This window comes from Chroococcidiopsis thermalis PCC 7203, from assembly GCF_000317125.1.
Lineage (GTDB): Bacteria > Cyanobacteriota > Cyanobacteriia > Cyanobacteriales > Chroococcidiopsidaceae > Chroococcidiopsis > Chroococcidiopsis thermalis.
On sequence record NC_019695.1, the window covers coordinates 659,160 to 676,608 of the forward strand.

Annotated in this window: 16 protein-coding genes; 6 read left to right on the plus strand and 10 right to left on the minus strand. The window is 44.7% G+C overall.

Annotated features, from left to right (window positions below; genetic code table 11):
* Positions 1-31 precede the first annotated feature (31 nt).
* Positions 32-883, plus strand: coding sequence for a DUF72 domain-containing protein (locus CHRO_RS02920; protein WP_015152685.1), 852 nt, complete (start codon positions 32-34; stop codon positions 881-883).
* Positions 884-1,200: 317 nt separating this feature from the next.
* Positions 1,201-2,172 carry a hypothetical protein gene (locus CHRO_RS02925; protein ID WP_015152686.1) on the plus strand — a complete coding sequence of 324 codons (972 nt, stop codon included), beginning with the start codon at positions 1,201-1,203 and terminating at the stop codon, positions 2,170-2,172.
* Between the two features lie 43 nt (positions 2,173-2,215).
* Here the strand turns inward: CHRO_RS02925 and CHRO_RS02930 are convergent, their stop codons facing one another.
* A complete protein-coding gene (locus CHRO_RS02930; protein WP_015152687.1) occupies positions 2,216-3,328 on the minus strand; it encodes an alkene reductase in 1,113 nt (370 codons plus the stop codon).
* Between the two features lie 88 nt (positions 3,329-3,416).
* On the minus strand, positions 3,417-3,776 hold the full coding sequence (gene trxA, locus CHRO_RS02935; RefSeq protein ID WP_015152688.1) for a thioredoxin: 360 nt from the start codon (positions 3,774-3,776) through the stop codon (positions 3,417-3,419).
* Between the two features lie 197 nt (positions 3,777-3,973).
* Between trxA and CHRO_RS02940 the strand changes: the two genes are divergently transcribed.
* The 4 genes from CHRO_RS02940 to CHRO_RS02950 all read left to right on the plus strand — a co-directional run bounded on the left by CHRO_RS02940 (position 3,974) and on the right by CHRO_RS02950 (position 7,088).
* A complete protein-coding gene (locus tag CHRO_RS02940; protein WP_015152689.1) occupies positions 3,974-4,321 on the plus strand; it encodes an ArsR/SmtB family transcription factor in 348 nt (115 codons plus the stop codon).
* 31 nt (positions 4,322-4,352) lie between these two features.
* On the plus strand, positions 4,353-4,496 hold the full coding sequence (locus CHRO_RS31550; RefSeq protein ID WP_181245475.1) for a hypothetical protein: 144 nt from the start codon (positions 4,353-4,355) through the stop codon (positions 4,494-4,496).
* Between the two features lie 176 nt (positions 4,497-4,672).
* Complete coding sequence (locus CHRO_RS02945; RefSeq protein ID WP_015152690.1) at positions 4,673-6,736, plus strand: elongation factor G; 2,064 nt, start codon at positions 4,673-4,675, stop codon at positions 6,734-6,736.
* Between the two features lie 163 nt (positions 6,737-6,899).
* The gene (locus CHRO_RS02950; RefSeq protein WP_041462750.1) at positions 6,900-7,088 is read left to right on the plus strand and encodes a hypothetical protein; all 189 of its coding nucleotides are present in this window, start codon (positions 6,900-6,902) and stop codon (positions 7,086-7,088) included.
* 21 nt (positions 7,089-7,109) lie between these two features.
* Here CHRO_RS02950 and ctpC read toward each other — a convergent pair whose 3' ends face one another.
* The 8 genes from ctpC to CHRO_RS02990 form a co-directional block, all read right to left on the minus strand.
* A complete protein-coding gene (ctpC, locus tag CHRO_RS02955; RefSeq protein WP_015152692.1) occupies positions 7,110-8,384 on the minus strand; it encodes a carboxyl-terminal processing protease CtpC in 1,275 nt (424 codons plus the stop codon).
* A 135-nt stretch (positions 8,385-8,519) separates the two neighbouring features.
* Positions 8,520-9,746, minus strand: coding sequence for a (E)-4-hydroxy-3-methylbut-2-enyl-diphosphate synthase (ispG, locus tag CHRO_RS02960; protein ID WP_015152693.1), 1,227 nt, complete (start codon positions 9,744-9,746; stop codon positions 8,520-8,522).
* A 148-nt stretch (positions 9,747-9,894) separates the two neighbouring features.
* Positions 9,895-10,800: a WecB/TagA/CpsF family glycosyltransferase gene (locus tag CHRO_RS02965; protein WP_015152694.1), complete on the minus strand. Its 906-nt coding sequence runs from the start codon at positions 10,798-10,800 to the stop codon at positions 9,895-9,897.
* 544 nt (positions 10,801-11,344) lie between these two features.
* A complete protein-coding gene (locus CHRO_RS02970) occupies positions 11,345-12,646 on the minus strand; it encodes a hypothetical protein (RefSeq protein WP_015152695.1) in 1,302 nt (433 codons plus the stop codon).
* Between the two features lie 54 nt (positions 12,647-12,700).
* The gene (locus tag CHRO_RS02975) at positions 12,701-13,864 is read right to left on the minus strand and encodes a glycosyltransferase (protein ID WP_015152696.1); all 1,164 of its coding nucleotides are present in this window, start codon (positions 13,862-13,864) and stop codon (positions 12,701-12,703) included.
* Positions 13,842-15,101: a glycosyltransferase family 4 protein gene (locus tag CHRO_RS02980; RefSeq protein WP_015152697.1), complete on the minus strand. Its 1,260-nt coding sequence runs from the start codon at positions 15,099-15,101 to the stop codon at positions 13,842-13,844. Before CHRO_RS02980 ends, CHRO_RS02975 begins: the two co-directional genes overlap by 23 nt.
* A complete protein-coding gene (locus tag CHRO_RS02985) occupies positions 15,098-16,246 on the minus strand; it encodes a glycosyltransferase (protein ID WP_041462336.1) in 1,149 nt (382 codons plus the stop codon). The genes CHRO_RS02980 and CHRO_RS02985 overlap by 4 nt, the downstream gene beginning before the upstream one ends.
* 5 nt (positions 16,247-16,251) lie before the next feature.
* Entirely contained in the window at positions 16,252-17,397 is a 1,146-nt protein-coding gene (locus CHRO_RS02990) for a glycosyltransferase family 4 protein (RefSeq protein ID WP_015152699.1), read from the minus strand.
* Between the last annotated feature and the right edge of the window lie 52 nt (positions 17,398-17,449).

Consider the following 17,449-nt stretch of genomic DNA (forward strand, 5'->3'; position numbering starts at 1 on the left):
TTACAGTTTTTTAACTTTTAACTTTTAACTTTTGACTTTTCATCTTGGCTGTGCTGTTTGGTCGTATAAAGGTTGGGTAGGCGATTTTTATCCGACTGGAAGTCGTGTGGGTGAATTTTTAGGTTTATACAGCCAGCGTCTCACGACTGTTGAAGGAAACACCACCTTTTACGCTATCCCTGATGCCGATACTGTAGCGCGCTGGGCAGCAGAAACACCACCAGAATTTAAATTCTGCCTCAAGTTACCGCGAGACATTACCCATCAAGGCTTGCTAGAACCACATATTCCCGATGCTTTGAGTTTCATAGCACGAATGCAAGGTTTAGGCGATCGCTTGGGACCAATTTTTGCTCAACTCCCACCCCGATATAGTCCAGAAGCAATAGAAGACTTAACAATATTCTTAAACGCTTTGAGAGAAAAAACGTCGCTGGCTTTAGAGGTACGTCATCCAAGTTGGTTTCAAGAGCCTCACGCTAGTCAACTAACAACGCTTCTGAAACAATTAGGGATAGGTAGAGTTTTACTCGATAGCCGTCCGATATACGATGCACCAGACGATCCGCAGATTCACTCCGAACGCCGCAAACCTAAGTTACCAGTAGAATTTAGGATCGCTGCACCGTTTAGCTTAGTTCGTTTTATCAGTCACCCAAAATGGGAGTTGAATCAGCTGTTTCTTGAGGAATGGGTTGATTTTATCGATCGCAATCTAAGTCAAGGAACCCAGATTTATTTCTTTATACATTGTCCCACAGAAGAGCGATCGCCGCACAATGCTCGGTCGTTTCACCAGTTATTGACACAAAAAGGGGTTGTGGTTCCGCCGCTTCCCTGGAACGATTTGCAGCCATTTCCTCAGCAACTCAGCTTGTTCTAGATTGACTTTCATCCGTCAGAAAGAGTGCGATTGGATTTGTTTGTCATTAATGTAGGGATAAGTCATATTAAGTTCGTTGCAATAACCAGAGTATTGCAAGGGTGGGTTTACCAGAATTCATTCTGACGGTATTTACGAGCGATTAACCGAACACGATATCAGAGATTTTTTCTTAGATTGGATAAAGTTTTGATTGTGTTTCACGCATTAGCCGAAGGCGAAGCGTTAGATGCACAGGCGCAAAGAAGAAAGCAAAAACAATTCTTTTACTACAGTTCAGTTTTAGTAGCTCAATTTAGTAAGTGGGAGAAACAAAAGTGACTTTAAGTAATGAAGAAAAACAAAAAATCATGAACGATCTAGCTCAAGGTAAGCCAGGATTGGTTCATGAGGAAAAAACTCCTAATCTCGACCAGTATGACTCTAGTTTCGATGCTAAAGACTACGAGAATTTTGAGGATTTTGCTCAGCGTCCTGTAGATGAGACAGGTACGTCAACTTATCCACAAAGAAATATAGTCGAGCAAATTAGGACGCAAATTCGCTCCGAATTTGAGGAAGCAAAAACTACTGGACAGTTGCGATCGAGTAGGATTCGCGAAATCGTTCAATCTGCTATATATGATGTTCGTACGGAGATAAAAGCAGGTACTAGCGATATTCGTCAAATTTTCAGAGATACCATTTCAGCAGTTAGCGATAACTTTAAGGATAAGGGTAGCGAGATCAAAGAGGAAATCACTGCTGCGGTTGAAGGATTTATTGAAGGTTACAGTAGTGGCAAACGGCAAACTATTGTCAAAGAGCAGGCAGAAGTTCACCAACTACAATCCAGAATTGACACTCAAGAAGAGGAACTACAACAAGAGATCGATCGCCTCTTGGTTGATGTAGAAGAAGTTGGTAAAGAATCAGATTCTAGTTTGAAAGATTCGATCCAATCCGCCATTAATGCCTTCAAAAATAGCGAAGAATTCGCTTTAATGAAGAAGCGTTACGCTCAACTCCAAGCACAATTGGCGATCGTTCGCGCCAATCTAGCCGCCCGCTATGGCGGACGCTACGAGGAAATCAAAGAAAGAATAGATGAGGCTACGCACTGGTACAGCCGCACCCGTAACAAAGCTGATGTCGGAGAATCAGTAGAAGGGCGATCGCTTGAAGATAGACTTAAAGAAGTAGGAGAAGCGATCGCGAAAGGAGAGCATCAACTACGCAAGATTCTGCACGATCTGCTCAAAGTTGCAAGTGATTTGCTCAAAGATAAAGAACCACCTGCTAGTAAATAAATTGGGTAAAGTAGGGGCGCACAGCCGTGCGCCCCTACCCCCATCAACCAGCAGCCTGCAATTCCAAAGATGGATAATCTGTATAACCCCTCTTGTCTCCGCCATAAAAGCTAGAGCGATCGTAGGGGTTTAATTGTGCGTTGAGAGCAAAACGCTGCGGTAAGTCGGGGTTGGAAATAAACAGTCTACCGTAAGCAACTAAGTCCGCATCTCCAGAGGCTAATACTGCATTTCCCGATTCGCGATCGTAGCCGCCAGCACTGATGAGAGTCCCTTTGTAGATCGGACGGAAGTATTTTGATGACAATTCTGAAGTAGGATTTTCTACTGTCTCGTTACCAGCAACTCTCGGCTCTACCAAATGTAGATAAGCTAATTCAAATTGGTTGAGCGCATCAACTACATAGGTAAACAATGCTTTGAGATCGGAGTCGTAGACGCTGCCAAAAGTGCCACTGGGTGAAAGTCTGACTCCCACTCTATCTGCACCCCAAACACTAACGACTGCTTCAGTCACTTCCATTAGCAAGCGGGCGCGATTTTCAATCGAGCCACCATATTCATCTGTACGGTGATTGGAGCCATCGTGGAGAAATTGATCGAGCAGATAGCCGTTGGCGCTGTGAATTTCTACGCCATCAAACCCAGCCGCCAACGCATTTTTTGCCCCTTGGCGATATTGTTCTACAATTCCTGGAATTTCTGCTGTTTCTAGGGCGCGGGGTGTAACGTAAGGCTTTTCTCCTTCGTAAGTAGCTGCCATACCTTCTGATGGCGCGATCGCGCTAGGTGCAACGGGCAATGCTCCATCGACTTGCAAATCGGGGTGAGATATTCGCCCGACGTGCCATAGCTGGAGAAAAATTTTGCCACCGCGATCGTGTACGGCTTTCGTCACTAGCCGCCAGCCTTCTACCTGTTCTTGGGAGTGAATACCAGGGGTAAACGGATAACCTAAGCCTTGTGGCGACACCTGAGTCGCTTCTGTAATAATCAGTCCTGCCGAGACTCTTTGGGCGTAATATTCTGCATTCAATTCTCTCGGCACGTTACCCTCTCCCGCACGGTTGCGCGTTAAGGGAGCCATCACCATTCGGTTAGGTAATTCGTAACGACCGAGCCGAACGGGTGAGAATAGATCGATGTTGGTATTCATAGGCTTTACTAGGGTAAATGGATAAAAAGTGTATGAAATAATGTGGACTGTAGAAGCGCGAAATTTCACGCCTCTACAGATGTAATGTCTAAGCAGCTTGTCGATCTGCTGCTGGCTCTAACAAAGCATTCAATTTTTGCGCGATCGCTTTTGCCCCAACAACACCAACAACTCGATCTACAACTACGCCATTTTGGAAAAATAACAGCGTCGGAATTGCCTGCACCTGATATCGAGAAGCAATTTCTCCGTACTCGTCAATATTCAGCTTGCCTACTGTGGCGCGTCCGGCAAAATTGGCAGCAATCTCTTCCACGATTGGGTTAACTACCCTACAAGGTCCGCACCAGGCTGCCCAAACATCTACTAGCACTGGTGTTTTACTCTCAATGACCTCTATTTGAAAGTTCTCAGCAGTGAGAGTCAACGGCTTGACACGATCTGTCATACCTACAAGTCTCCTTCTTCATCAAAACCGGATTAGCACAAGCAAAAGGTAACTACCAACTACCTATTACCGATCGCCAACCGTAGGTTAAAATTTAAGTAGTTAAACAACCACTTGACTATTATGTTAGACAAGATAAATTAAAAAGTCAAGTAGCTATTTAACTATTTGACAAGTAGCGCGATCGCGGACGAACGATGATGACACACAATAATCTAGACCAGCCCAAGTCCCTACCTGTAGCTGAAGTAGACGATAGCTGTCGTCGGGCAAAAATCTTTGCAGCCCTTGCCGACCCCACCAGATTGAAAATTGTCGAGTTACTCGCCCATGCTGGAGAATTGAGCGGTACGGAGATTGCGCAAAAATTAAGTATTAGCCTTGCCCTCTTCTGCCACCACTCTAAAACTCTAGCGGAAGCAGGGTTGCTCGATATTCGCAAGGAAGGGCAGACAAAATATAACTCTTTGAATTGGGAGTTACTCAATGCTTGCCTGCAAAGCTTGATGAGAGGGAGCGCACGAGCAGGGAGCAGTGACCAGTGACCAGTGACCAGTGACCAGTGACCAGTGACCAGTGACCAGTCAACAATCCACTACAACCTACACCCTACACCCCTTCTTCACGCACCACGCACCACGCACCACGCACCACCCAACTACCAACTACCAACTACCAATTACCACTCTCTCCTTGATAAAACTCCAAATATCTGCATAAAACTTCAAGCTAATTAACTTTAATTTAGCTAATTCTTACGAGAAACTACAATTTTCATTCTTACGATTAAAGACAAGATAAGGTCGGATTAAAGACGGGATAATTCTCTACAACATTATCCATTGTCTACTCACGATCGTGCGGCTTCTCATAAAAGAATCCGCGTAGGAGGTTGTATGAATGAAAATGTCAGAGCGAGTACGCGCAATGTTGCAATTGTCGGTCCTTATTTGAGCGGAAAAACAACTTTGCTCGAAAGTTTGTTATCGGTCACAGGAGCTATTACTCGTAAAGGTAGCGTCCGCGACGGTAACACCGTAGGAGACAGTGCAGCGGAAGCGCGCGATCGCCAAATGAGTGTAGAAGTGAGCGCCGCTAGTACCGAGTATGAAGGTGTCCGCTTCACATTTGTTGACTGTCCGGGTTCAGTCGAATTTGCTCAAGAGACATATAACGCTCTCATGGGCGTAGATGCAGCAGTTGTTGTTTGCGAGCCAGCAAATGATAACAATGAAAACGGTTTGCGTCAGAAGGTACTTACCCTCGCTCCCTTATTTAAATTTCTTGACGATTGGGAAATTCCCCATCTCGTATTTATTAACAAAATGGATCGGGTTAGCAACAATTTCATGGATATGTTGCACGCCCTTAAAGCTGTTTCCAAGCGTCCGCTCGTACCGCATCAATATCCCATTATTCAAGACGAACAGCTAACTGGATTTATCGATCTAGTCAGCGAACAAGCATATCAATACCACTCTGGCGCACCAGCCGATCCGATTCCATTGCCAGCATCTTTAAAGGCACAGGAACAGGCAGCTAGAGCGGAAATGTTGGAAGAATTAGCCAACTTTGACGACCATTTATTGGAAGAACTTTTAGAAGAGATCGAGCCGCCTCAAGAAGAAATTCTGCAAGACTTGAAATTAGAATTAGGGGCAGATTTAGTCGTTCCAGTATTTTGTGGAGTTGCAGACCGAGATTTTGGAGTTAGACCGCTTTTAGAAGCACTGTTACGAGAAGCACCTGAACCACAAGACACTGCTCAACGACGAGGGCTTGGCGCTACTGCTGAAACTCCCATAGCCCAAGTATTGAAAACCTATTACACGCCCCAAGGAGGCAAACTTTCCCTAGTACGGGTATGGCAGGGTAAGTTAACCGATGGCATCGTATTGAATGGTACTCGCGCTGGCGGGATTTATCGGCTACTAGGACAACAACAAAACTCGATAAATGAAGCTGAAGCTGGTGAAATTGTTGCCCTCAGCCGCTTGGATGGCGTAAAAACTGGCGACACCATCTCAGCCAACGGACAAGCCACAGAACTACCTAAAGCAGATATACTCAGACCAGTTTATGCCTTGGCGATCGCCCCGGAAAAACGCAACGACGAAGTCAAATTGAGTGCAGCGTTGACTAAGCTGTTAGAAGAAGACCCATCTTTAATGTGGGAACAGCACGGCGATACCCACGAAGTGATCCTGTGGGGACAAGGCGAAATTCACTTGCAAGTAGCCCTCGATCGCCTGCGTCGGAAGTATAACTTACCAATGGGGACTCATCTACCACAAGTACCCTATAAAGAAACCATTCGCAAGCCTGCTGCTTCAGTTCACGGGCGCTACAAGCACCAGTCAGGAGGACACGGGCAGTTTGGCGATGTTTACCTAGATATTAAACCGCTTGGACGCGGAGAAGGCTTTAATTTTAGCGAAAAGATTGTAGGTGGCGTTGTCCCGAAGCAATATATTCCTGGCGTTGAAGTTGGTGTGAAGGAATTTTTGGTACACGGTCCTTTAGGTTTTCCCGTAGTTGATGTTGCCGTCACCTTGACCAACGGCTCTTATCATACAGTTGATAGCTCCGAGCAAGCATTTAAACAAGCGGCACGGCTAGCTATGCAAACGGGAATGACTCAGTGCGAACCGACGCTATTAGAACCGATCGCCTCAATTGAAGTCAATACGCCCAGCGAATTCACCTCCAAGGTGATGCAACTGGTGAGCGGGCGACGGGGACAAATTCTCGGCTATGAAGGAAGATCTGATTGGTCTGGTTGGGACAAGCTGATTGCTTACTTACCTCAAGCCGAGATGCAGAACTTCATTGTCGAGTTGCGATCGCTAACTCTAGGTGTTGGTTCCTTCCAGTGGCAATACCATCACTTGCAAGAAGTTCCTGACAAGTTAGCCGAGCGAGTTTTGGCAACTGGCAGTAACGGTAACGGCAACCGTTGATGCATCAGGCTTGATTACCTTTGCTGAAAAGATCTGTCGTTTTCGATTAGATAAATTACACGATCTGTAGGGGCGCACAGCTGTGCGCCCCTACAAATATGCTCTTGTCTGCGAACAGCTTAGAATTGAGGATACCAGACAGAACAGCGCTCAACTTTTTTCTATGATGAATTCACAAACTTGGTTTATTGTCAAGCTAGCGGACGGTCATTGTCAAATTGTTTCTGACGAGCAAGTGAATATAGAGCCAGATGCAGAAGCAAAGGAACGTTGGGGACCGTTCCCATCTCAAGCAGAAGCGATCGCCCGTCGCGTTGGACTCATCCGTGCCGGAAAATGCCAGCCTATGTAATCGGTGGGGAACACTTTCTCCCTACCTTGTAGCAGAGTTCCCCTTAGCTGCAATTTGCTTCTTTAATATGTCTAGTGCCTTAGCATATTGCGGGTCTGATGGCGTACCAACTTTGTCGCGATTTTGTAGAAACAACGCCTGTTTTTCTTTATCCGTCAGCGATACTACTACATTAGGAGCAATCCCAGACTTATTGATGTCGCGCCCGTTGGGGGTAAAGTACTTCGCTATAGTCACAGCTAAGCCAGAACCATCTCCCAAGCTGCGTACCGACTGTACCAACCCTTTACCAAAAGTTTTTTCTCCAACTAAAACCGCGCGTTTGTTATCCTGTAGCGCCCCAGAAAGAATTTCACTGGCGCTTGCCGAACCGTCATTTACTAGTACGACTAGGGGTTTATTAGTTAATGGATGGTGGTTAGACCTTTCAATGTCTTGCTTCCCTTGTCGGTTCTTAGTGGAAACAATAACCCCGTCTTCCAGCCACATTTGAGCAATTTCTATGCTGGACAATAACAACCCACCAGGATTGTTACGTAAATCCAAAATATAACCGGATACCTGTTTCTTTTCTAAATTTTTAATTGCATCGCGCATTTCCGTGGCAGCATTGGCACTGAACTGATTTAAGCGAATGTACCCTATACCACCTGTTGGGCTATTCTGGTAGCTGTAACGCACTGGATGAATTTCAATTCGCGCCCGTTTTATCCGAAAATCCTTCTGCTGTCCGTTGCGCAAAATCGTGATTTGTACTTCTGTACCTGGTTGTCCCCGAATCAGCGACACTGCTTGATTCACATCCATTCCCTTAGTGCTTTTACCATCAATTTTGACGATTGTATCCTTAGCAAGAATTCCGGCACTGAAAGCGGGTGTATCTTCAATTGGGGCAATTACAGTTAATTGCTTTGTTTTCTCATCTTGGGCGATTTGAATGCCAATTCCCGTTAGTTCTCCAGAAGTATCTACCTGCATATTCTTGAATTCTTCTGGATCCATAAATCGGGTATATGGATCTTTGAGCTTTTCTAGCATTTGTCGGACTGCTTTGTATGCATCCTCTCGATTGGCATAAGAGCGGCTCAAGTACTCTTTGCGTACAGCTTGCCAATTGACCTTGTTGAAAGTCCCGTCTACATACTGCCGATCGATTATTTGCCAAACTTCATCGACTAATTCTTTCGGACTTTCACGAAAGAAAGCTTGAGTTTGAGAGCGATCGCTAAAACTGGCAACTGCGGCAGTCGAGAGCATCACTGCTGTTGCACCCAAGAAAATTCCACGCTTATTCATGATCGTATTGACACTGCACAGCCGGAGAACAAAGCAAACCAAGTAAGCCCAATTTAACACAGGGCGCTCAGACAGTGACCAGTTTTGACAGTGACCAGTGACCGCAGCAGACAAACCTTGGTCACTGGTCACTGCTTACGGATCGACCCAGCGATCGTCTGCCTTAATTAAGTTAATCAATTCTTCCACTCCTCGATCTTCAGGAACGCGCTTGATTTCTTCTCGACCGCGATAGAGAGAAATGTAACCAGGTTGCTTCCCTACATAGCCGTAGTCCGCATCCGCCATTTCCCCTGGACCATTGACTATACAACCCATAACGGCGATATCTAAACCTGTTAGGTGCTTTGTTGCCTCTCTAACTTTATGCAACACTTCCTCTAAATTAAACAGAGTGCGTCCGCAAGAAGGACAAGCAACGTACTCTACCATTGTTTTCCGCAAACCTAAAGATTGCAGAATGCTGTAACAAACGGGAATTTCTTTTTCTGGCGCTTCTGTCAGCGATACGCGGATGGTATCGCCAATCCCTTCAGCTAACAGTGTCCCAATCCCAGCTGTAGATTTGATTCGACCGTATTCGCCATCTCCAGCTTCCGTCACGCCTAGATGCAAGGGATAGTCCATGCCTAGCTCATTCATCCGCTTAACCATCAAGCGATTGGCAGCGATCATCACGGGCACTCGCGATGCTTTAAGAGAAATCACTAAGTTACGAAAGTCCAGCGATTCGCAAATCCGAATGAATTCCAGGGCTGATTCTACCATTCCTTCTGGGGTGTCGCCGTAGGTAAACAGCATTCTTTCTGCCAGGGAGCCGTGATTCACGCCAATCCGCATGGCTTTACCCTGGTCGCGCAAGCAGACTACCAGTGGTTCCAAAGTTTGGCGAATCTTGTCGCCAATTTCCTCGAATTCTGTTTGACTGTACTCAGTGCGATTGGATTTAGGTTTTTCAAATACGTACAAGCCAGGATTGATCCGCACTTTATCGATGTGCTTGGCAACTTCCAAGGCAATTTTCATCCCATTATGATGCACGTCAGCCACGATTGGAACTGGTTGGTATGAGGCATACAACTTTTGTTTGATTTCTGCTAAGGCTTGAGCGTGTGCCATACTTGGTACGGTGACGCGGACTATTTCGCAGCCAATTTCATGTAGGCGACGAATAGCAGCAACGGAACCATCTATGTCCAGGGTGTCTTCGTTGATCATGGATTGCACCACCACTGGATGACTACCACCAATCGTGACGTTTCCTACCTGAATCGGACGAGTCTGGCGGCGATGAATAGTAGTATCAGTGGAAAGTTCGCCAGAAGAAGATTTTACTGTAGCTGGGTTGGGGAGAGTCTGCATAACCTATTGGCTGAATTTTTGTAGCGAGATTATCAGATGAGTCTATCTGTCTCTCAGATTGCCACAAATTAGGGGCAGGGGGCTAGTTATCAGTTATTAGTTGTTTGTGAAGAGCGGTGATAAGTAGTTGTTGATTATTGGTTATTGGTCACTGGTCACTGCTTCTTGCTCCCTGAGTTAATAGCTGCTTCAAAGCTAGCCAGATAAACAGGGGCATGGTGGTAGTATATCTTTTCCAGAGTCTACGTGGTTCTTGAATTAATCTGTAAAACCACTCCAAACCAAAGTTTCTCATCCACAAGGGAGCGCGTTTGTGAATTCCTGCATACACTGGAAATACTCCGCCTACACCAATCATAACGGCATGAATTTTGTCTTTATGTCGATCCATCCAGTATTCTTGCTTCGGACATCCCAGAGCCAAAAATACAATGCCAGCTCCACTATCATGAATTTTTTGAATAACTGCTGCATCTTCTGCTCTCGTGAGCGGACGGAATGGTAGTGGCTCCATTCCAGCAATTTCTAAAGCGGGAAAGTCACGCTCTAAGTGCTTTCGCATCTGTTTTAATATGGAAGCTTCCGAACCAAGAAAAAAAACTTTTATCTGACGCTGCGAAGCCTGTTGGCAAATAGATAACATAATATCTAGCCCAGCAACGCGATTTTGATGTTGCGCTCCCATTAGTTTCATCATCCATACTAAGGGCATACCATCAGGAGTAATTAAATCTGCACGATTTAACACTGCATGAAATTCTGGATGCCAGTAGGCTTCTGCCAGCATATGGACGTTTGCCACGCATACAAATCGGCTAGCACGACTGCTAGCCCACTCCAACATCATTTCTATTTGGCGATCGAAAGGTGCTATCGTGATTGGTGAGCCAATCACACAAATTCTAATTTGAGGAATTTCAGCCGGAATAACTTCTAACTCCGATTTATTGACTGGAGTATGAAACGATTGAGTGATGGCTAGACCGGGAAAATCCGATGCTATTGGTTGGATTAACTCCACTGCTTCTACTTTATTTGTTGTATCGAATCTCATTTCCCTGAACTCTTCACTTGAGTCATTACCATGAATGACAGTATAGTTTGAAAGTAATTTATAGCATTGCTAATCATTGATTATTTGCGTTTTTAACGATAAAAAAAAGATTTCAAATCCATCAAAATTATAGTTTTTACTAGAAAAACTTTGGAAAAGTATTGATTTTCTTTCTCCTGTTTTGATAACTCATGATTTATTTGATTAAATTCAATTTGCATGTTAAATGAGTCATAGAAGTGATGAAAAAAATATAATGATTACCGATTAAATAATAACCAACAGAAATAATAGCACCTATAGATTTGAGAAATTGCTACACGTCTTCTCAAAGTACGGTGGGATTGATGAGAACTGCCTTGAACATTATTTATATGTCTAAATTTATACCAAAATTTACTGACAAGCAATAGTAGTTTAGCAACTTCATTAAAAAATAATAATTGCTCAGTCATGGTACGATCAGTACCCAGCTATAGTAGCAGATTTGCTTCTATTTAATAGCTCGTAGATTGCTCGATCGCAAAACTCTGAAGATACAGAATTATGATAGCCGTCTCAAGCGATTGGTTTGCCATTGCAGACCGACAAGAATAGCCATAAAGAGCATGTAACCAGGTTCTTCTATTTGAGTGAAAATTAATCCAAAAACAAATATAGTTAGGAGAAAAAACCGAGAAAGATCGTCCGAACACAGCCTGCACCAAACAAGAAATGCAAGATAAAAATAAGCTCCTAACCCTAGCAGACCCAAATCTCCCCAAATTCCTGCCCAACCAAAAAACGGCGAAAACATGCTAGATTTATCGCCAAACCAGCTTGCTCCTACCACACTCCATACGGCTTCGCTCACGGAAAGTTGAGTTGCTCCTAAAGGGGAGAGCAGATCCCAATAATCACGCAGCATCCACCCCCCTAAACGTCCGATCGTGTGACCGGGACCAAGCCCCAATAAAGGGTTGAGCGGAGAATGATAGAAAGAAGGAATAATTGAGAATCCTACTAGTTTAAGCTTCATCCCCTCTAAAGTCATATCGACGCTCCAAGCGAGAAACCCATTATTTGCCAACCAAACTGCGATAAATACAGCTAAAATTGCTCCAATCGAGTATTTTACAAATTCTGTAATATCTTTTAATTTAGTGCAAAAAAGAAGTACGAGAGCAACTAAAAATACTGCTAGAACTTGTTTGGCATCTGATACTAATACGTGAACGATAGTAGTAATAAATACAGATGCTCGCAGCCAAAGTGGACGTTCTTTAGCAATACATAAATAGTACGTACCAAATGTTAATGAAACTGAAGCACCAACAACATGACCAGAACCTTGGTTTAAAAAAACTCCTTTAATATTGTCTTCTAAACCTTCCTGAAGATGTAAATTGAGAACAAAGCGCTGGAGCAAAGCAAGCAGGAGATTGATAAAGCCAAAACGCACTAACCAACAGTGCAGTTTTTCCGTGCTAGTTAAAGACATGGGAATGCAGGCGATCGCTACTAGAAGTAAGTACGGCTCGGCTAGCATTAAATAATTGAGAACTACATTAATTAATCCAGCATTATTGAGTAGTCCGCTAGCACAGATTGAGATGAAAAATATTAATAAACCTAAGAGCATTTCTTGGACGATGGTAAGCTGACGCTGGCTTTTAGAGCGAGCTTTGACAAGAGCAATACCACAGGCAAGTGGAACTGTAGCAAAGTGTAAAAAATTAATTGCTGCGGGTACTCCTAATGCCTCGATGATACGGGCAAAATAAGCAGTAGCAAATGCCAATAGTACAATTGTGGAACTTTTAATTAATCCCTTGCGTTGTTGCTGACACGCCGCCTCTACTTTCATAGATCGACCTCTAGATACAAGCACCAGAGCGCGCTGTATACTGCTACATGTAAGTTAGACATGAGGAGCTAAGGTATAAATTTCCATCATGCGACGATAGTTTTCCTCCGCAGTATACTTAGCCTCAAATTCAGCCCTAGCTGCTTGGCGCATCTGCATCAGTTCTTCTGGATGTGATAAAGCCCACTCTACTTGCTCTACAAGGTCTTGGGTGTTACCTGGAAGAAAATGAAGTCCGGTTTGCCCAGGCGTAACTAACTCGGCGATCGCACCAATTGCTGAAGCTACTACAGGAGTTCCCTTGGCAAAAGCCTCGATCGCAACTCTGCCAAAAGTCTCGTACCATTCAGAAGGAAAAATCAACAAAGCAGCTTCTCCCATTAACTCGTAAACCTCTTCCAACGGTCTGCGTCCTAGCCACTCCACTCCTGGTACGCGCTTTGTTGCCTCAATAACTTGAGGTGCTAACGGTCCATCGCCAACAATTTTCAAAGGGATTTTTCCGCCCAATTGTTCCCAAGCAGCTAGTAGCGTCCCTAAACCTTTTTCTGGCGAAAGCCGCCCGACAAAAATAGCGTATCCACCACGTCCTGTTCCTGGTGCGGGAGCGGGATGTAGAAAATTAGTTTTAAATTGAATTTTTTTCTCCGGTAAGCCACCTTGAACGAATTTCTGCAAAGCAAAATGGCTATACGCTACGAATACATTTACTGTTTTTGTCCAAGTACACATCATCGAGTGCAAGTTCACCATTGCCGCTACAACTCCACTCGCAGTTTGACTATCTCGGTAGCAACCGCGAACGATGCCAGGTATAGCACCGCATTTTCCCAAACAGTCTTCGCAAATCTTGCCATCGCGAAAAAACAGAGCATTGGGGCATAAGAGACGATAATTGTGCAAAGTTTGGACGACTGGTACACCTTCATCTTTCATGGCGTGATACGCGGCTGGAGAAATCAGAGGAAAAGTGTTGTGGAAATGAGCAACCTCCGGTCGTTCCTGGCGGACGATCGCCCGTAGGTCGCGGTATACATCGTTATTCCAGATTGTTTTTTTCGCCAGAGTTAGAGGATTCATTCCCTCAACGCGATCGTTATGAATCGTGTAGCGATGTACTTGATGACCGCGTGTTTCTAAAAGAGCTGATTCGGTAGCAAAGATTTGTTCTTCACCACCTGGTTGTTGGTAATAGTTATGAACTGTGAGAATACGCATGGGGAATTGTTTGTCGATTGAGAATGTTGTCGTAGCACTGAACTAACTGCTGACCCTTATTTGCCCAGTTGAACAGCTCGTTTGCCCTCTTCTGTCCTGCCTTGCCCAATTCGGCACTCAGTTCAGCATCGTTTGCCAGACGAGACATAGCATCAGCAATACCTGCAACAGCTTGCTGAGGTTCGATTGCGGGGACTTTAAAACCTGTTGCCTCGGTGACCTGAACCGCTGGTCCACCTAAATCGAGACAGACAACCGGACGACCTGCTGCCATTGCTTCTAAGCAGACAAATCCTCCAGATTCGTGCAAACTAGGATGAATCAATGCTCGTGCATCTGCCATCATTTGCCAGATGCGTTCGCGGGACATCTCAGGGCAGAACATGACTTGAGAGATAATCCCTAACTCTTGGGCAAGAATTTGCAGCCGTTTCCGTTCGGGTCCGTCTCCCACAATCCAATACTCGGCATCAGAGGGTAAATCTGCTTGAGCAAAGGCACGTAGTCCCAGGTGAAAACCCTTCCAATGCAGCAATCTACCAATAGAAATAAATCGGACTGGGCGATCGCTAGAAATATAACTCTGACTCAGACGGGCGATCTCTTCTGGGAGTAAAGCGACTTGGGAAAGGACTTTGACGTTTTTCGCTCCCATTTGAGAGAGTTGTCGCGCCGTATCCTCAGTAGTTGCCCAAGCTAAGACAGAGCGTCTGGCTGTCAAACGAGCAAACGGATCGAGTTCTCCTAAACGACGAGAGAAGTCACGCAGTATTTCGTAGACTTTGCCTCTCCAGCTGAAGTCTTGCCAAAAAGCCTTTGGCGCAGTTTCGCCACCGCCTACTGGACCCCAAATGAAGGGAACTGGTAGCAGAGAGAGAAAACTGGGACTAGAGTACTTAACAAAAGTGACGTGCTGAATTAAGTCGAAGCCAATTTGAAGATGCAGTTGACGGGCAACAAAATAAGCTTGAATCTGCCAGAGATAGTAGTGGATTTGAAATGCTCCATTGCCCCACTTCCAACCGCCACCCCAGATTGGCAAGGTGAAATAGATAAAATGCAGGTTGGGGACTGGATGATGCGCTAGCTCTGCTTCAATTGCCTCGCGACCGTCATCAGGTCGAGTTAGTACCCAAACTTGATGGTATTTGGCAACCTCTCGAACTGTGTTCCAACCTACCCCTAGTTCAGTTCCTCGACCTGGTTCGCAGGCATAGGCAGACAATAGAATCTTCATCGACACAGTACCTCTTGGCGGACTAACCCAGTGGTAGAGAAATCTAAATATTGCTGAGCGATTTTCAAATACTGAAAGTCTCGCGCCCGTTTACGCGCCTGGTTTTGATAATGCTGCTTGAGGCTGGAGTTGCTGAGGATTTGCAAAATTCCTGTTGCCAGTGCTTCTGAATCTCCAGCAGCTACCATCATTCCGTGCTTCCCATATTCGATCAGATCCTTCGATCCGCCCGGGGCATCGTTGACGACAACAGCCGCACCGCAAGCCATTGCTTCTTGTAAAGCGATCGGACATCCTTCCCAAGCGGATGCGAGTACGAATACGTCACAGGCAGACATGTATCTGTAAGGGTTGCGGTCGTATCCCGGCATCGCTACGCAATCTTCAATTTGGAGTTCGTAGCACAGGTTTTCTAGTTGCGATCGCAAGGGTCCTTCACCCAAAATCAACAATCTGGCAGGCTGAATCTTGACAACGCGGGCAAAAGCACGCAGCAATACATCGAGTTGTTTTTGCTTGGCTAGACGAGCTACCGTAACGATGGTTGGTGTTTCAGAGTCTAGAAACCAGGGGTGATCGGTTGGTTTTTTCGCTAGTTGTTGCACGCGATCGAGGTCAATGGGGTTGAAAATGACCCGCATCGGAATACGCGGTGGCACTTTAATTGTTTCAACTAAGTCGGCGATCGTATCTTGAGAAACGGCAATTAAGCCATCACCATAGGGATACGTGTACCGCATTAGCATCGGCAGAGATTGCAGGTGCAGTTTATCTTGATGCTCGATGCCTGTTTCTAAGCTAATAATATTGTGTTCGCCAATAATAATTTGGCTATCAATTCCTGATAGATACCTTGCCCAAATTGCCGTGATATTAAAATACCAAGGCATTGGAAAGATAACATCTGGTTTACTTTGTTTGAGATAGCGAACAGTTGGGAGTAGAGAAAAAGCCGTGCGTTGAGTATTGAGAGTAACTATATTAATGTTTGGATATTGCTCTTTTTCTGCTTGAGTTGCCTTTAAAACCACAAACTCACAATTGATTCCTAATTCCTGAAAGCCGCGCGAGAGGGCAGTTCCTAAGCTAGTGAACGCACCACCTCCAATATCATGCGTCAGGATAGCAACTTTTTTCATAGTCATAAATTTCAATTATTTAAAACTAGGTTTGTCACCTGAACTAGGCATTTTGATGCTGCTTCTGGGGTATATTGACACATGATTTGTTGCGATTTTTTACCCATGTCTGCGATCGCCGTCGGGCGATTGATAAACTGACACATGAGTTCGGCTAGTTTTTCCGGCTGATTGGGGTCAAATACATAGCCATTCTCACCATGCACTATAAGTTCTGACGTTCCCGCACCTGTAGAACATAAAATTGGTTTACCCATCAGCATTGCTTCTAGTACCACCACACCCCAAGTATCTTCTAGCGTTGGTAGTACGAAGACATCAGCATTGTGAAAATAAGCACTGATGAGGTTGTAATCTACTCTGCCTACCCACTGGATGCAGTCAGTCAGATGATTCTCTTGAGCGAATTTTTCTAGTTCTTCTTGTTGCGATCCATTGCCTATAACTTGTAATGTGTATTCTCGATAACCTTGTTGCTGAAGAATCTGGCAGGCTTCTAGCAATATCTGTAATCCTTTTCTGGGAATAATATGTCCGACGAAAAGAAAAACTGGTCGCTGGATTTGAGAATTATTTAACTCAAGATTTTCCTGAATTGCTAAAGTTTTGGTGTCGGGAATTTCGTAAGGCTGAACGAAAACGCGGCTGTCTTTAGCGTTAAGAATATCTACTAGATAGGCTTTTCCAGCATGACTGTTGGTAATGCAAGCATCGGCAAGCTTGACCATTAGTCGCCGAACTAATAAACGTAATGCTGAATTGCGATAGTCTACACTAGGCGAACTACCTTCATAGGCAATGATGACTCGCCACCAACAAAGCGGTTTTAATAGGAGTGCTAGAATTGTCCAAATGCCAAAAGAACTAGAAAATATGGCATGAGGTCTAAGCCGAAGCAAGTGGAAAATAATACTGGGAGACAGATATGTGAAATTAGATCCGTAGCTTGTCGTTTCTCGCGCCATTTCTAGCACATGAAATTTACCGATAACTTCTACTACAAATGAGTTGTCAAATCCTCGTGCAAAACCAGGAAAAAGTCCAGTAAATACTTTAGTTTGAGGAAATATCTGTGTAAATTGGCAAAGCGCTGGCTGCCAATAAAACCACGCAACAGGCAACAACCACGCAATCCGAAAATTATGACTACGATCCACCTAAGGATACCTCTAGAAATACAAATATCAACTGCAAAGTGCAGCCGGAGAA

Bases quoted from the DNA above. Each gene is read 5' to 3' on its own strand.
- CHRO_RS02930 (WP_015152687.1), bottom strand. From the start codon at position 3,328: ATGAATACCAACATCGATCTATTCTCACCCGTTCGGCTCGGTCGTTAC.
- trxA (WP_015152688.1), bottom strand. From the start codon at position 3,776: ATGACAGATCGTGTCAAGCCGTTGACTCTCACTGCTGAGAACTTTCAA.
- CHRO_RS02940 (WP_015152689.1), top strand. From the start codon at position 3,974: ATGATGACACACAATAATCTAGACCAGCCCAAGTCCCTACCTGTAGCT.
- CHRO_RS02945 (WP_015152690.1), top strand. From the start codon at position 4,673: ATGAATGAAAATGTCAGAGCGAGTACGCGCAATGTTGCAATTGTCGGT.
- CHRO_RS02950 (WP_041462750.1), top strand. From the start codon at position 6,900: ATGATGAATTCACAAACTTGGTTTATTGTCAAGCTAGCGGACGGTCAT.
- ctpC (WP_015152692.1), bottom strand. From the start codon at position 8,384: ATGAATAAGCGTGGAATTTTCTTGGGTGCAACAGCAGTGATGCTCTCG.
- ispG (WP_015152693.1), bottom strand. From the start codon at position 9,746: ATGCAGACTCTCCCCAACCCAGCTACAGTAAAATCTTCTTCTGGCGAA.
- CHRO_RS02965 (WP_015152694.1), bottom strand. From the start codon at position 10,800: ATGAGATTCGATACAACAAATAAAGTAGAAGCAGTGGAGTTAATCCAA.
- CHRO_RS02970 (WP_015152695.1), bottom strand. From the start codon at position 12,646: ATGAAAGTAGAGGCGGCGTGTCAGCAACAACGCAAGGGATTAATTAAA.
- CHRO_RS02975 (WP_015152696.1), bottom strand. From the start codon at position 13,864: ATGCGTATTCTCACAGTTCATAACTATTACCAACAACCAGGTGGTGAA.
- CHRO_RS02980 (WP_015152697.1), bottom strand. From the start codon at position 15,101: ATGAAGATTCTATTGTCTGCCTATGCCTGCGAACCAGGTCGAGGAACT.
- CHRO_RS02985 (WP_041462336.1), bottom strand. From the start codon at position 16,246: ATGACTATGAAAAAAGTTGCTATCCTGACGCATGATATTGGAGGTGGT.